General features: G+C 39.2%; 17 protein-coding genes and 1 tRNA gene. 7 read left to right on the top strand and 11 right to left on the bottom strand.

The annotated features are described in order from the left end of the window. Window positions 1–216 precede the first annotated feature (216 nt). From trxA to soxX, 7 genes are all read right to left on the bottom strand, one after another. On the bottom strand, window positions 217–531 hold the full coding sequence (trxA, locus tag EV695_RS06090; protein WP_425545145.1) for a thioredoxin TrxA: 315 nt from the start codon (window positions 529–531) through the stop codon (window positions 217–219). Window positions 532–623: 92 nt separating this feature from the next. Continuing rightward, window positions 624–1,793, bottom strand: a complete 1,170-nt coding sequence (locus EV695_RS06085) for a HupE/UreJ family protein (RefSeq protein WP_131904996.1) — start codon at window positions 1,791–1,793, stop codon at window positions 624–626. 99 nt (window positions 1,794–1,892) lie between these two features. Then, on the bottom strand, window positions 1,893–2,177 hold the full coding sequence (locus EV695_RS06080; RefSeq protein WP_131904995.1) for a hypothetical protein: 285 nt from the start codon (window positions 2,175–2,177) through the stop codon (window positions 1,893–1,895). A gap of 24 nt (window positions 2,178–2,201) precedes the next feature. After that, the gene (gene soxA, locus EV695_RS06075; RefSeq protein WP_131904994.1) at window positions 2,202–3,035 is read right to left on the bottom strand and encodes a sulfur oxidation c-type cytochrome SoxA; all 834 of its coding nucleotides are present in this window, start codon (window positions 3,033–3,035) and stop codon (window positions 2,202–2,204) included. 78 nt (window positions 3,036–3,113) lie between these two features. Further along, window positions 3,114–3,434 carry a thiosulfate oxidation carrier complex protein SoxZ gene (gene soxZ / locus EV695_RS06070; protein WP_131904993.1) on the bottom strand — a complete coding sequence of 107 codons (321 nt, stop codon included), beginning with the start codon at window positions 3,432–3,434 and terminating at the stop codon, window positions 3,114–3,116. 4 nt (window positions 3,435–3,438) lie between these two features. Beyond that, window positions 3,439–3,906, bottom strand: a complete 468-nt coding sequence (gene soxY, locus EV695_RS06065) for a thiosulfate oxidation carrier protein SoxY (RefSeq protein ID WP_131904992.1) — start codon at window positions 3,904–3,906, stop codon at window positions 3,439–3,441. A gap of 87 nt (window positions 3,907–3,993) precedes the next feature. After that, window positions 3,994–4,362 carry a sulfur oxidation c-type cytochrome SoxX gene (soxX, locus tag EV695_RS06060; RefSeq protein WP_131904991.1) on the bottom strand — a complete coding sequence of 123 codons (369 nt, stop codon included), beginning with the start codon at window positions 4,360–4,362 and terminating at the stop codon, window positions 3,994–3,996. Between the two features lie 662 nt (window positions 4,363–5,024). Here soxX and EV695_RS06055 point away from each other — a divergent pair. Together EV695_RS06055 and EV695_RS06050 are read left to right on the top strand one after the other, a co-directional pair. Then, complete coding sequence (locus EV695_RS06055) at window positions 5,025–5,717, top strand: OmpA family protein (RefSeq protein WP_131904990.1); 693 nt, start codon at window positions 5,025–5,027, stop codon at window positions 5,715–5,717. Between the two features lie 337 nt (window positions 5,718–6,054). Next, a complete protein-coding gene (locus tag EV695_RS06050) occupies window positions 6,055–6,432 on the top strand; it encodes a nuclear transport factor 2 family protein (RefSeq protein WP_131904989.1) in 378 nt (125 codons plus the stop codon). A gap of 130 nt (window positions 6,433–6,562) precedes the next feature. Here EV695_RS06050 and EV695_RS06045 read toward each other — a convergent pair whose 3' ends face one another. Next, window positions 6,563–7,765 carry an ROK family transcriptional regulator gene (locus EV695_RS06045; protein ID WP_131904988.1) on the bottom strand — a complete coding sequence of 401 codons (1,203 nt, stop codon included), beginning with the start codon at window positions 7,763–7,765 and terminating at the stop codon, window positions 6,563–6,565. Between the two features lie 322 nt (window positions 7,766–8,087). Between EV695_RS06045 and EV695_RS06040 the strand changes: the two genes are divergently transcribed. From EV695_RS06040 to EV695_RS06025, 4 genes are all read left to right on the top strand, one after another. Next, a complete protein-coding gene (locus tag EV695_RS06040; RefSeq protein WP_131904987.1) occupies window positions 8,088–9,134 on the top strand; it encodes a TRAP transporter substrate-binding protein in 1,047 nt (348 codons plus the stop codon). Window positions 9,135–9,236: 102 nt separating this feature from the next. Beyond that, on the top strand, window positions 9,237–9,731 hold the full coding sequence (locus EV695_RS06035; protein WP_131904986.1) for a TRAP transporter small permease: 495 nt from the start codon (window positions 9,237–9,239) through the stop codon (window positions 9,729–9,731). 1 nt (window position 9,732) lies between these two features. Then, window positions 9,733–11,019, top strand: a complete 1,287-nt coding sequence (locus tag EV695_RS06030; protein WP_131904985.1) for a TRAP transporter large permease — start codon at window positions 9,733–9,735, stop codon at window positions 11,017–11,019. Between the two features lie 99 nt (window positions 11,020–11,118). Then, window positions 11,119–11,538, top strand: a complete 420-nt coding sequence (locus EV695_RS06025; protein ID WP_131904984.1) for a cupin domain-containing protein — start codon at window positions 11,119–11,121, stop codon at window positions 11,536–11,538. A gap of 72 nt (window positions 11,539–11,610) precedes the next feature. Here the strand turns inward: EV695_RS06025 and EV695_RS06020 are convergent. Next, a tRNA-Asn gene (locus EV695_RS06020) sits at window positions 11,611–11,686 on the bottom strand. Window positions 11,687–11,789: 103 nt separating this feature from the next. Beyond that, entirely contained in the window at window positions 11,790–12,785 is a 996-nt protein-coding gene (gene dusA / locus EV695_RS06015) for a tRNA dihydrouridine(20/20a) synthase DusA (protein WP_279388023.1), read from the bottom strand. 85 nt (window positions 12,786–12,870) lie between these two features. Here dusA and EV695_RS06010 point away from each other — a divergent pair, with 85 nt between their 5' ends. After that, window positions 12,871–13,206 (top strand): FUN14 domain-containing protein, encoded by a 336-nt coding sequence (locus EV695_RS06010; protein WP_131904983.1) that lies wholly within the window; start codon window positions 12,871–12,873, stop codon window positions 13,204–13,206. A 179-nt stretch (window positions 13,207–13,385) separates the two neighbouring features. On the opposite strand, the gene mutM is transcribed toward EV695_RS06010, so the two are convergent. Further along, the gene (gene mutM / locus EV695_RS06005) at window positions 13,386–14,198 is read right to left on the bottom strand and encodes a bifunctional DNA-formamidopyrimidine glycosylase/DNA-(apurinic or apyrimidinic site) lyase (RefSeq protein ID WP_131904982.1); all 813 of its coding nucleotides are present in this window, start codon (window positions 14,196–14,198) and stop codon (window positions 13,386–13,388) included. Between the last annotated feature and the right edge of the window lie 7 nt (window positions 14,199–14,205).

Genomic DNA, 14,205 nt, shown 5'->3' with positions numbered 1-14,205 from the left:
TCAAGGTTATTGAATGAAAGAATTTTTTTCGATATGAAATTTTAGAAAAATAAAATAATAAGTCTATTATTAAGTGTTTGATTTATAAAATATGCTTGTATTTTTAGCCTGAAATGGCAAAACAAGGAGTACAGTTTCGAACAACTGATACAAAGGTATCACGTGAAAAAATATTAGTCCAGCTTTAAGAGATAAGCTGGACTATGAAAAAACTATTTAGATATTCTGATCTAAAAATGCTGTTAGTTGTGATTTGTTTAATGCGCCAACTTTTGTCGCTGCTACTTCACCATCTTTGAATAGCATTAGTGTTGGAATACCACGAATGCCGTATTTAGGCGGGGTATCACCGTTATCATCAATATTTAACTTAGCGATAGTTACTTTACCTTCGTATTCTGCCGCTAACTCTTCAAGAATTGGCGCTACAGACTTACAAGGACCACACCACTCAGCCCAGTAATCAACTAAAACGGGGGTGCTACTTTTTAAAACATCTTGTTCGAATGAATCATCACTCAGGCTTACAATACTCACTTTTGCTTCTCCAGCGTTATTCTTTAGTTAGCCAATGCTGTTTACAACATTGCCTTAACTAACAGTGTAAAACCTGATTATCAGGTCTAAATAAAATAATTCAAGTCCAATCTTTCTATAAACCAATAAAAAGCAACAACTGCAATGGCTAACGAAGCAGGTGTCGTAATTAAAGACTTATACCAACGTTTTTTACTAAACCACAAGCCAATCAACAAAAATGCCGCCAGGATAATGGTTAGCTGCCCAATTTCCACACCAATATTGAAACTAATTAGTGCTGTTACAAAAGCATTTTCTGGCATGCCAAAATCAGATAATACACTAGCAAACCCAAGACCATGCAATAAACCAAATAAAAAGACTAACACCAGTCGACTGTTATTCAGACGTTTAGCGAAGACATTTTCTATGCCTACATAGGCAATGGATAAAGCAATTAGAGGCTCAACAATATTGGCGGACAGGTTTATCACGCCATTCATTGCCAAGCCTAAAGTCAATGTATGCGCTAACGTAAACATTGTGATTTGCAATACAAGTGGTTTGAATGCAGTTCCAAAAAGGAACAATCCCAAAATAAAAAGAATATGATCCAAACCTTTAGGGAGAATATGCTCAAACCCTATAACAATATATGAGAATATCGTTTGATAAAGCGGTTTCTCTGCAACTATCTCCGTTAATGACATGGCTTCACTAGGCTTATCATTTTTTAGCCATTGCCATTGTGACCAGTGATATTCTTGTTTTGCTTCGTTTACCTGCTTTAAACGAACTGCATTGTCGCCAAACGATGCAGGGTAATACCACGTTAAAGAATTAGCAGAACTGCTTAAAACGCCTGATAGCTCAATAAGACTAATACGTGGTACTTTGGTATAACCGGGTTCTGGAATCTTTACATTTTTAATATTCAAACTAACTTTACGTTGTTTGTCATCTAACAACGAAAGCTTTTCTAAGAATGGTGTTTTAAAACCCTCAAATTCAGCGAGTAATTCACCAGACTCCATTTTACGTAAAACATCGTATTCATCTGCATTTGGCGCATCTTGAGTATTTTTGTAACGACCATCTATACCCGTTAACAAAGCTTCAATACTGGCACGTATTTCTATATTTACCTGCCCTTTCTCATTAACCACTATTTCAATCAGAGCAGGTTTAACCACATCGGCAGCTGTGGTTAGTGGAAATAAAAACAACAGCAATGCAAATAAACAGCAGATAGATTTTCTAATTAATAAGATCATCAGGGAGTGACTAAAATTTGAATTATGAGGATGCGGTTAAAATGAAGACACAAAAAAACCGAGATAAACTCGGCTTTCTTGTGTTTTAAAGCCGAAAGCCTAGAAACGAGGACCAGCTGTCTTAGCTAACTCAGCTTGCTTTAGCGATTCTTTGCTTTGCATTACAACAATATTCGCCAGCTTTATTGCTTTCTTTTCCTTACCATCTTTCGCAGCTTCTTCGGCTTTCTTTATGGTCTTACCCATATCACGCCATTCCATACCCACTGCGGCTGCTTCCTTTTGTGCTTTTTTAGCTGCATCAATTGCATCCTGAGCTCCACCAGCCATTGCTGTTGAACTCAAACCTAGTACTAATGATGCTAATAAAAATTTAAATTTCATAAATATCTCCAATAGTAGTTTGGTTTACTTTCTAGCGCCTGGTCCGTTTAGTTCAAGACCATTTGACATAACTGCCTGGAAGTATTCCAAAGCCTTGTATTCATCACTTTGAGCTTTGAAAGGCTTTGCTCTGATATTTTTATTACAACCACCGTAACGACGATGCAAAGTACCCATTTCTCCCCACTTGGTTCTAAATACTGGGAAGTGTGTTGGATGACCTAAAGCCGGACTCAATAATTCACTACGAACCTTGCGGTTGAAGTTGTATACATGGCAGTCAGCGCAGGCTAAATTTAATTGACCACGTTTAGCGTAGAAAAACTTCTTACCTTTGTCGTACCAGGCTTTTGCTTTATCTGTTTTTGGGTGCACATCAACCTTTTTGCCACGACCTTCGTAGGCTATATAAGCAGAAACTGCAGCAATGTTGCCTTTTTTCCATTTATAAGGTTTTTCACCATTATCAGTTAGACATTTATTGATATCGCCTTCCAAAGTAACAATAGTGTCTTGAGCTTCATCATGATAAGGATACTTTGCGCGAGTACCACTGATGTCTTCACCAAAACAACTTGCGAAAGACTTGCCATTTTTAAACGGCTTTTCCCAGAGTTCTGTACCTTTGTCTATAGCAAGTTCATACGGAGGAAATTCTTCTATTTCTATCCATTGCTCACGAGAGTCTGCATCTAATGCATAAACACCATTTTGAAAGTCTTCAAATTTCACATCCGGTACAGCTTTTTTAAAATAGCTTCTAAATGCTTCTGTATCCTCAGCTGGCGTTGAAGCCTGAACTGTTACAAATGGTAAAGCAATTATTAACAAAGCCACTGATGAAATCAGTTTTTTCATTTTTTCCTCCTAGCTTAAATATAAGAATGTCTCACTCTTGTTAAGTTAAGCAAAGCAAGACATCCAATTTATTTTCTTCTATTTTTTACCGACTTCTTTTTCTATAGAGTCGCTTTTACCCATATTGTCTGTCCAGGTAAGTTTTACCTTGTCACCTTTCGAACCAGCGTAATTGAATGAGATAAAAGGGTTTTTAGAAACCGAACCACTCCAATCTGCTGTCAAAACTGTTTTGCCATTAGCTTCAACTTTTACTTCAGTGATGTAGTGAGCAGGGATTTTATCTCCTGTCTTCTTATCTTTACGAAGACCAGTTTCCATAGGGTGCGTAATCAAAGCCTTTACCTGAACCTTGCCACCTTTTTCTTTTGTACGTAGTTTGATTGTAGATTTTGCCATGATATTAGCCTCCGCAGCCGCCTTTAGTTACTTTCACGTTGGTTTTTGCTGTATAGAATTTATCACCAGCTTTAACAATAGCGATAACATCTGTTGTCATACCCATTTTAAAGCGTGACTTAACAGCAGCCTCTGCTCCTTCGCCAATCATATAACGAGCGGCAAATGGTGTGGGATTGGCCGCAGTTAAAGAAATAATTTCTGTTGTGCCTTCAATTTCAGATGTTATTCCAACAGGCACTACCGCACCATTCTCTGCAATTTCAGGGGCTTTAATTTTAATCTTGTCAGATTCTGCAGCATCAGCTGCACCCAACATCGTCAGTATCTCATCTACTGACTTTGCTTTAGCTAAATCCGCACCCACAACTGAAGCAGCGAATACATTGCTTGAGCCAAGAATGCCAGAAGTAACCGCAACACCAGCAGCGCTTGCTACTAATGTGCTTTTCAAAAAGCTTCTACGTTTCATTATAATTCCTCATATAAGGTTTAAAGTTTAAAAGTTTGTTTTTACCAAACAAACCTGATCTCTAATGATTGTCTACATGCCTATCTATTACAGGCTATGTACGAAGTCGGTAATTAAATCGATTTCTTTTTCCGTTAGGATGCCATGAGTGCCGAAAGGAGGCATGATTGTGTTTGGGTTTTTAGCACGCGCATCCGAGATTTGCGCTTTAAGCACTGCTTTATCAGGGAAACGTGCTTTCATCGCTATCAAGGGAGGACCAATATTTCCTGGCTGGTCTCCATCTGACATCATATGGCACGCTAAGCAATTTCCTTTCTTAATACCAAAAGCTAGTTTCTTGCCTTTCTCCAGAGCACTCTTGTCATCAGCAATCGCTGTAGGTGCGATTCCCAGTACTCCTGTTAGAGCCAATGCAGATACGGCAATTGACAGTACGCGAAAAGTCTTTCGCATGTTTGACCTCCTAGTTACTTTACTTTCTCTAAATTTTTTTTATAGCATTATTGTATTTAAGCTAAAGAATAGCTCATTCTAAAAAAATTAGTTAAATTTTTAATAGTCTCTGAAACGAAGTTATGAATAGATAATCAGCAGACGGTTTCAGGTGGAAATACAATAAACAATTACCTGACTTTTGGTATTAGGTGATATTGCTATTTATATAGTGGTTTTCCACTAGCTATTAATAAAACTTAAACTTAACAGCCATATTGACCATAAATGACACCACTATTTTTTCCTATTTTACACCAGCAATTATGCCACATCTCTGTGGCATAATTTAAAATGATAACCCTATCAATTTTTTAATAAAACGTATATTTCTTTTTAAAGTCTTTTAATAATTGTCCGTTTTTCTCTTTTAACTTTATAAATCACCCTAGACATCCCATTTCACAATATAGTGTTATGTAAGCTAATTCCTACCTTTCAAAAGGCTAAAAGTTTACTTTCTTTAAGGATTCTACCGAGATCATGCCTCCCCTCCATTACGTATAGTTATCACATTGTTGCTTTGCAGCTCAATTTTTCAAAAAACAATATGACATCCAGGCGCAGTGAGCATTTAACAACTGGATAATTCTTTAACTTAACAAGAACTATATGGAGAAATAATGACTATCAAAAACATTACAAAGAACATAACAATGGGTAGCGCAGTAATTTTGACTAGCGCTCTAATGGCAACTTCAGCACATGCAGTAGAAGGTGGCTTTGCACAATCTACCAACGGCACAGCTTTGGTAGACGGATCAGGTAAATGTGTTACCTCATCTCTAGGTAATACATTAAGAGACTGTATTCCTACTGCTGCTCCGATAATAGAGCCACCACCTGTGGTAAAAGCAAAACCTCCTGTGAAAGCTCCCGTGGCTGTTTATGTTGCCCCTAAACCTGTCGTAAAACAAGCACCACCAAAACCTATCGTTAAAATACTTACACTTAATGAAACAGGTGGTTCAAATTTTGGTTTTGATAGCGATAAACTCAGCGACAAAGCAATGATGGAGCTCAATAATTTTACGGGTAATATCAAGGCTTCAAGAGTATCGCCAGATCGTATAACTATAGTTGGCCATACTGATAGCATAGGCTCTGAAAAGTACAATAAAGACTTATCCGTAAGACGTGCAAATTCAGTTGCAGACTATTTATCAAGCAATGGCATGAACAGAAATATGATGAGTGTTTCTGGTAGAGGTGAGTCACAGCCGGTTGCAAATAACAGCTCTAAAGATGGACGCGCTCAGAACCGTCGAGTTGATATAACGGTAACAGGTCAGGAAAAGGTAATAATCAGAAAATAAGAGTTATCATTCTTTATTTAAAGCCAGATTTATATCTGGCTTTTTTTGTGCACGATTTAAAATTCTATAGAACAATAACAAAAAAACCGCCGAAAGGTGGGGGGTGCCTTTTGTTATTCATTCAGTAATCGCCTTTTTTGATTCTGATGCCTTTTTAGTAACTCATGTTCAGACCGTAGAGTCCTAATTACAAATGATCCGATTTTTAGCTAGATCATTGACTCTATTTTCTTATCCAGATAATATTATTTACATCATGTAAATAAATGTCTCAGCTATTAATTACATAGAGAGTATTTTTCGCATAGTCACTTACCACCAACTTTGGAGAAGATAAATGAGTTCTGATTATTCTGAGATAGTAGCCCTACTCAACAAATATTTTGACATGCTCTACAAAGGAGATGTTGAACTCATAAATCAATTATTTCTACCAGAAGCACACGTATACAATGTTGTAGACGATGCTGTAGTCAGCATCAATATGGATCAATTCCATGAACGTATAGCATCTCGAGAATCACCTGAAAGTCAAAACAAGGATCGAAATGATCGTATTTTATCGATTGACATAGCGGGTTCAACATCCGCTCTAGCCAAGGTGGATTTATTGATTCTTCCATGGGGACATTATGTCGACTACCTGTCGCTGCTAAAAGTTGGTGGTAACTGGTTTATAGCTTCAAAGGTATTTCACATGGATGCCTCAAAATAATATTAGTAGGTTTGAGCCTATTAAAAAATAAGATGCTTTATTTTTAATTCAGTGACTTAGGTATATATAGATAGAATTATCTATACCTAACATTGCTTTGCCATATTTCCTGCGCTTCAAAGCGCTACAGCTAACCCATTATGGCTTTACATAAATATTCTCGTAAGGCTAAGTTTTGGGTCGCCTCAATATAGGATGTCTTATTGATAAGGAATTCAGTGTTCTCGATATCAGTACCCTTCGTGATCTTTTTATAAGAATTAATAGCGCCTTCACAAAATGAGCCCGAATCCACAACAGGACCTTCTAACACGATAATGTCGGGAGCATATGCAACAGTCAATGCCATTAGGCTCTCCCCTAGAGTCTGCCCCGCCTCTAAAAATACTCTTTCCTCAAGACCAGATTTAATGTTGGATGATTTTACAGCTGCTTGAAAGTCCTTTGTAATGGTTGAAAAAGTATCCTTTTTTCCATAGTCAGGGCTTTCAAGCCTTTGCAGAATTGCAAGACCAGATGAAACCTGATCAAGTCTTTTAAAGTTTTTAGAGTGATCTTGTGATGACGATGCAGGTATTTTTCCGATTAGCCCTTCATTTCCGCGTCGCCTTACAATACGCCCCTCTATCGCCAGGCTGGCTCCCATTCCAATAGCAATATGTATTAGGAAAATATTTAAGGAGGAAGAATCCTTAAGTTTATTTTCCTCCATATAGTTGAAGCAAAGTGTATCAGCAATATTTTCAACTCTGATGGGACATGACAAGTGCTCACAAAGTTTCTCACCAATAGGAAAATTGCTCCATTTTAACAACGGTGACTGATTAAGGTATCCCGTTTTAACGTTTGTTGAGCCAGCGATAGCAAGCACCGCACCCAAGATTTTCTCTCTGTTTAAAGCATTATCAGAAACAGTTTTATCTATATAGCTGGATATAAATTTAACTGCTGCTTCTGGAGATTCAACGTCTTTAACCGGTATTTCTGTCTGATAACGAGTCTTACCTGACAAGTCAGCAATTCTCACGATTTGTGAAAATGCAGATATACAAATGGCAATTACGAAGCCACCTTCAGGGTTGATAAAAATATCAGTTTGGTGACGTCCAAGTTGATTTTCAGACCGGTAAGATTCACCTTCATAGCAGACACCATCATCAATAAGTTCTTTTGTGATTCGAGAAATGGTTGCATTTGTAAGCTCCAATCGAAGACTTAAATCTTTACGTGAAGCAGCACCATGCTGAAGCAATAACTCCAGAATTCGCGCTCGGTTAGTAGCACGAATATCATTTAAATGAGGTCGTTTTGTTGGTGTTTTCGGTTGTTTCAATGTAGGTCTTCCTGTTATGGATCAGTCTTTGTAATTACATAAACCCATGGAATATTAAGCTTTCTGACGACTATAACATAGCATTTAATACAATAGATTTGATAATACAATGGTAATTATTTACATCATGTAATTATTGATGTATTTTAATTAGGAACCCATCAAATCTTAAGGAGATAGCTCACCATATTGAAGCTCAACTCAGCGAAATAATGATAGTTATAAATATTTGGGTTGGATTTCAAGCAAGACACTTTTTGAGGCGCTTGTGCTTAACAAAGTCGTCAGACTCATAAAATAGTAAATTACCGGAGACATTAAAATGATATCAAGAAGAGACATACTTAAGTCAGGAATTGCTACAGCAGCGGGAGTAGCATTACCTTTTATCAACACGACAGCACGTGCAGCGAAAGCCGACCATACCCTGTCATTTGGCCATACTTTTGGTAAAGCTACTGAAAAGTATATGGTCACTGGTCTGGAATTTTTCAAAGAGAGAGCCGAACACTACTCTGGTGGAAAGCTACTTGTTGATATTCATGAGGCAGGAAGCCTAGGCGGACAAACAGTTCTTCCGCAGAAAGTACTGACTGGTGCAATTCAAGCCTGCCAACTATCAACACAAAACTTTACCCCGTTTTCAAGCGTATACAATATTTTAGACTTCCCATTCCTATTTCCTAGTAACGATAAATTTGAAGAAATACTGGCATCTGATCTATTTAAAGATAGTGAATTAACAAGAGAACCAGAAAGCAAAGGTTTCAAAGTTCTACCTGGCATGTGGTCAAATGCAGGACACCGAGTTCTTGGTGTATCAAAAGAAGCAGAAAAAGTCGTAAAAGTGCCTTCGGATCTTGAAGGAATGAAAATTCGAGTAACAGGTTCAAAAGTAGAGCAAAAATTCTTTGAGTTAACGCCAGCTAACCCGGTTTCTATTGCCTGGGGCGAAGCATACCAAGCCTTACAACAAGGTGCTGCTGATGCATTGAATGTTGGACTTGGACCACTAACTGCAACAAAGATTTATGAAACGTTTGGCTCTGCCACGATGACGCAAATCAGCCTCAATTGTCACCTTACAGTTTTAAATAAAAGGTGGTTCGACAAACTCCCTACAGATGTACAAGAAGGGATCATGAAAGCCGCAGCAGAAAGTTTTGCTTTCCAACAAGAAAAACAGAGAAAAGCAAACGAAGAAATGGTCGAACTGTGGAAATCATCAGGCATTAAGGTACACATGCTGAGCGATGCTGAGAAAAAAGTCTGGAATGAACTTGCAGGTCATAAATTACCCGCTTACGACAAATTAAAAGATCGTTATGGCAGAGATTTATATGAAAAGTTAGCTTCTCTGAGCGCCTAAATTAGGGTTGCCTAAGTTAGGAGTTCCGTATATTGGGGGCTGGCTATGATTATCCAGACTCCTTTATTTTCGATAATTAATAAATAAAGGTTCAAAACTCAAATGAAAGCACTAATGAAGTTTTGTGATACTAAGTTAATTAAATGGTTCATCATAGGTACTTACTCCTATTTTTGTTTGATTATAGTGATTGAAGTCATCAGGAGATATGTATTCGGAGCATCAAGCCCCTGGGGTGAAATGACAGCACGTTATGCGTTTGTCTATCTAACCTATGTCGCGGCATCTGAAGGTATCCGACATGGTAGCCATATCCGCATTGATTTAGTTCCAAAGTTGTTATCCACCACAAAAAGTAAGCTGCTGTCTTTTTATATAGATATTCTAATCCTAATCCTGGCTGCAACCATTATCTATTACTCCTTAGAGCTGATGAACATACAGTGGACTGCCGGAATCGTAATGTCTGCTATCGATGTAAACATGGCATTTGCTCAGGCAGCACTACCTTTGGGATGGCTATTAATCATAGTGCGAACTATTCAAAACTGGGTTGACCCATTAGACCTTAGCACTCAAGTAGCGGAAGGACATTAATATGGAACCAGATACGATAACAATACTTGTGATTGCAGCATTAATGCTGTTTCACTTAGCCATAGGCGTCCCTTTATTTGTTGTGCTTGGCCTTGGGTCTATGGCAATGATTTTAGGCTTAGATGTCTATTCAATTACTGTCTTTGGAGAAGTCCCTTTTAGCGCGATTGATAGCTGGGCGTTACTTGCAATGCCACTTTTTATTCTGGCAGGCGAGATTATTTCTCGCGGGCAAACGGCCAATAACCTCGTTCGTTTAGGAGAGGCACTTGTAGGATGGATTCTCGGTGGCTTAGGTATGGCAACAATACTAGGCTGCTTCTTCTTTGCCGGAACCAGTGGCTCAAGTTCTGCAGATACCATCACAATCGGAAGAATAATGGTACCCGCAATGAAAAAGCGAGGATATCAAACGAGTTATGCGGCGTCACTCGCCGCATCAGGTGGAATACTTGGTGTCATCGTACCACCCAGTTTGATCTTCATCATATATGGCGTAGCGACAAGTACTTCTATCGGTGATTTATTCTTAGGGGGCGTTTTCCCTGGACTGATACTTGCTTTAGCCATGTGTATCGCAAACTACTTTGTTTGCAAGCACACCGACTGGGGTGTACCTGAGAGCGGTAAGTTTTCATTACAAGAAGTTGGCGCTTCACTTTGGCATGCAAAATTTGGGCTTGGCGCACCAGTGATTATTTTAGGCGGTATCTACAGCGGTATTTTCACACCAACTGAAGCCGCTGGAATAGCTGTGGCCTATGTCTCAATCGTTGAAATCTTCATTCATCGATCATTTGGCTTTTCTGAACTCATTAAGGCATTTCAAAGAGCGGCAATTGTGACTGGCATGTTGGCACCGATCATAGCCTTTTCGGTTTTATTTGGTGAAGTTTTAGCGATCTTACGCGTACCTTCAGACTTAGTAACTTTCTTCCTGGATCTATCAGTAGGATATGTTGGGTCAGTAGCGCTGATTATTCTAGTGCTATTAATCGTCGGTTCCATTCTTGAGCCGATTGCAGCCATCTTGGTAGTTATGCCAATTCTTTTACCCATCGGCGTTGAACTAGGCTTCGAACCTGTTCACTTTGGGGTATTCGTGGTTTGTACATTAGCCGTAGGCTTCATCACCCCTCCGGTCGGCATAAATTTGTTTGCTGCATCTGCTGTAAGCGGGGAACCCTTTATAAATATTGCCGTTAAAGCAACACCTGCATTTTTTGCATTAATTTCCGGGATCATAGTTATTGCGGCATTTCCCAGTATCGTACTTTGGTTTCGCTAATAAACCATGTACCTAAATCTTAATTTTATTAGCGCGATTAAATCATAAAAGACATTGAATGATTTTTATCCTTATAAACAACACAGAAAAGGAATTATTATGAATAAAAATATTAACCATCTTAAATTTGCAGACCTACCCGTACACGAACGCGGACGCGGTATTAAAAACCATCTTATCGCGAGTAAAGCGATTGGCTCACAATCAATACACTCTGGTATTACATTTATGCCACCTAAAACATCAGTGCCTGCTCACAAGCACAATACGGAAGAACAAGTCACTGTGTTAGAAGGAACGCTCAAAGTAGTTTTGGATGGAGACAAGGAAGTAATCTGTCACAAATATGATTCGTCGTTTTTGTCACCAGGAGTTCAGCATGAACTCTTTAACGATACTGATGAAGAACTGGTCGTAATGGTGACTTATGGTTCAGCGGATGTGAACAGGACATTTGTAGAAACAGGAGAGGTGGTATTAATAGGTTCAGATGAAGATCAATTTACCGCTAACAGGTAAAGTTTAAGTCAACCTTTCAAAACACCCACAAAAAAGGCCCGTAGCGTAAAACACTACGGGCCTTTATGTATTTGGCTCCTCGACCTGGACTCGAACCAGGGACCAATAGATTAACAGTCTACTGCTCTACCAACTGAGCTATCGAGGAATTGTTGGTAATTTCTGATGATCAGTTGATCAACAGAGGCGCGAATTTTACTGTCTGATTTTAGTGTGGTCAACTACTAATTGACTAAAAGTAGCACCTTTTTTTAAGATGTTATAAATGACGCCGCTTTTTTGATCACATTGATATCTGCACCAGCCTTATATGCGTTTTCACTAATGTGTCTGCGCCACGCTTTTGCGCCCGCTTCACCGGTGAATAAGCCCAAAATATGGCGGCTCATGTGTTTTAAATTAGCCCCTTCTGCCATTTGCTTTTGCATATAGTCTATATACGCTTCTAACACTTCATGCCTTGTAAGTGGGGGGGTGTCATTTTCTCCATAAATGCGCTGATCTACATCAATCATCATATAAGGGTTGTGATAAGCCTCGCGACCGATCATCACACCATCGACATGCTCCAGATGTTGCTCAGTTTCATCGAGTGTTTTAATTCCGCCATTTATAATAATTTCAAGATGTGGGAATTCTCGCTTCATTTGATACACGAGTTCGTAATTAAGCGGCGGCACGTCACGATTCTGTTTCGGGCTTAAACCTTTTAGCCAGGCTTTGCGCGCATGTACGAGAAATGTCTCACACCCTGCTTCTGAAACGATAGATAAAAAACGATGCAGGCTTTCATATTCTTCCATCTCATCTATGGCGATGCGGTTTTTTACAGTAACTGGAATATCTACTGCAGCCTGCATAGCGCTGACATTTTCGGCAACTAATTCTGGCTCTGCCATTAAGCATGCACCAAATGCTCCATTTTGCACGCGATCGCTGGGACAACCGACATTGATATTAACTTCGTCATAACCTTCGTCTTCTGCCATTTTGGCGCAGAGTGCCATTGCCTTTGGTTCACTTCCACCAAGTTGCAATGAAACGGGGTGCTCTTCTTTATTGAATTGCAAATAACGTTTTGCATCACCATGAATGAGCGCACCTGTCGTGACCATCTCGGTATATAACATTGCACGTTTAGAGAGCAAACGAAGAAAGGTACGCTCATGCCTGTCTGTCCAATCCAACATCGGTGCAACGCAAAAACGTCGATCAGAAAATTTAGCTATGGAAGAAGATACAGACAAAGTTTTTACCCAGAAAAATCAGGAAATTATGATATGCTTCTGACCTTTTGTAAATCTCAGGTTACAACTATGTCAGGTTACAACTATGGACGTTGGTGAATCAATCCAGACAGGGAACTGGATAGCCTTATTTACTTATATGGGCTTTAGTTTCTTTGCAGGCTTTGTTATTGGCTATGCAACTCGCACCTTTTTGAAGTTTGTATTTTTCATTTCAGGCACTGTTCTTATTTTATTATTTGCGTTGCAATACGCTGATTTAATTCATGTTAAGTGGGAAGCGTTTGAAAACGTTTATAACGGCTTAATCGCATGGATTTCTCCACATCTTGGTGGACTAAAAGGCTTTATTACCGCAAACCTTTCCTCTGCAGCAATGGCAAGTTTGGGATTGTTTTGGGGCTTTAGAAGAAAGAGTTAATACAAAAAAATACCTTAAATTAGGGCTGGCTTAGTATTTATAATACCTTCAAACCTAGTTTAAACTCCGCACATCTTAGATTCCTTATGGAATCTAAGATGGACTTTTCTGGCTCTTGGTGAGCCTAGAAAAAGCCACCCCCCTACTTTAAGGCACTTTTTTATTCTGATGCGAATTACTTAGCGCTGACATTTCCCACAATAAAAAGTAGAACGCTGTCCTTGTGTTATCTGCTTAATTGTTGACTCACAGTTATTACACCGTTCTCCTGCTCTTCCATACGCATTTAATTCTTGTTTAAAGTATCCCGGCTTACCTTCCACCTGCACAAAATCCTTCAATGTCGTTCCGCCCTGCGCTATCGCTTTCGCCAAGACTATTTTGATTTGCTCTACCAGTTTTTGATATCGCGCTTTAGAGACTTTACCCGCTTGCCATTTAGGTGATATCCCTGACATAAACAACGATTCACAAGCATAGATATTGCCTACACCGACAACTACATGGCCATTCATAATGAATTGTTTGATGCTCATGCTGCGGCCTCGAGATACTTCGTATAAATAGTCAGCGTTGAAGTCATCGCTTAAGGGCTCAGGGCCTAAAGAGCGAATCAGTTTGTGTTTGAGTGGGTTTTGCTGCGTCCATAAAACTGCACCAAAACGTCTGGGGTCATGCAGCCTGACGGTTTTACCCGTATCCATAATAAAATCGACATGATCATGTTTTTCTGGTGCTATACCATCATCGACAATGCGTAAACTTCCAGACATACCTAAATGGATGATCGCCGTACCCGCACTGGTTTCTAACAGAATATATTTACCACGACGGCGCACAGATTCGATCAGTTGCCCTTCCATTTGCGCTATGTTTGTTGGCACAGGCCATCGCAGTTTTGGCTGACGTACTACCACTTTTGCGACGGTTTGTTGATGCGTGTAAGGCTTGATGCCTTTGCGCGTGGTTTCAACTTCGGGGAGTTCTGGCATAAATCCT

Source organism: Cocleimonas flava (assembly GCF_004339015.1).
GTDB classification, from domain to species: Bacteria; Pseudomonadota; Gammaproteobacteria; order Thiotrichales; family Thiotrichaceae; genus Cocleimonas; species Cocleimonas flava.
The sequence above is the reverse complement of the archived record's forward strand: the minus strand, read 5'-3'. Positions and strand labels throughout refer to the sequence as shown.

Excerpts from the sequence above, each read along its gene's own strand:
- EV695_RS06085 (WP_131904996.1), bottom strand. The coding sequence starts at position 1,793 with ATGATCTTATTAATTAGAAAATCTATCTGCTGTTTATTTGCATTGCTG.
- EV695_RS06080 (WP_131904995.1), bottom strand. The coding sequence starts at position 2,177 with ATGAAATTTAAATTTTTATTAGCATCATTAGTACTAGGTTTGAGTTCA.
- soxA (WP_131904994.1), bottom strand. The coding sequence starts at position 3,035 with ATGAAAAAACTGATTTCATCAGTGGCTTTGTTAATAATTGCTTTACCA.
- soxZ (WP_131904993.1), bottom strand. The coding sequence starts at position 3,434 with ATGGCAAAATCTACAATCAAACTACGTACAAAAGAAAAAGGTGGCAAG.
- soxY (WP_131904992.1), bottom strand. The coding sequence starts at position 3,906 with ATGAAACGTAGAAGCTTTTTGAAAAGCACATTAGTAGCAAGCGCTGCT.
- soxX (WP_131904991.1), bottom strand. The coding sequence starts at position 4,362 with ATGCGAAAGACTTTTCGCGTACTGTCAATTGCCGTATCTGCATTGGCT.
- EV695_RS06055 (WP_131904990.1), top strand. The coding sequence starts at position 5,025 with ATGACTATCAAAAACATTACAAAGAACATAACAATGGGTAGCGCAGTA.
- EV695_RS06050 (WP_131904989.1), top strand. The coding sequence starts at position 6,055 with ATGAGTTCTGATTATTCTGAGATAGTAGCCCTACTCAACAAATATTTT.
- EV695_RS06040 (WP_131904987.1), top strand. The coding sequence starts at position 8,088 with ATGATATCAAGAAGAGACATACTTAAGTCAGGAATTGCTACAGCAGCG.
- EV695_RS06035 (WP_131904986.1), top strand. The coding sequence starts at position 9,237 with ATGAAAGCACTAATGAAGTTTTGTGATACTAAGTTAATTAAATGGTTC.
- EV695_RS06030 (WP_131904985.1), top strand. The coding sequence starts at position 9,733 with ATGGAACCAGATACGATAACAATACTTGTGATTGCAGCATTAATGCTG.
- EV695_RS06025 (WP_131904984.1), top strand. The coding sequence starts at position 11,119 with ATGAATAAAAATATTAACCATCTTAAATTTGCAGACCTACCCGTACAC.
- EV695_RS06010 (WP_131904983.1), top strand. The coding sequence starts at position 12,871 with ATGGACGTTGGTGAATCAATCCAGACAGGGAACTGGATAGCCTTATTT.
- mutM (WP_131904982.1), bottom strand. The coding sequence starts at position 14,198 with ATGCCAGAACTCCCCGAAGTTGAAACCACGCGCAAAGGCATCAAGCCT.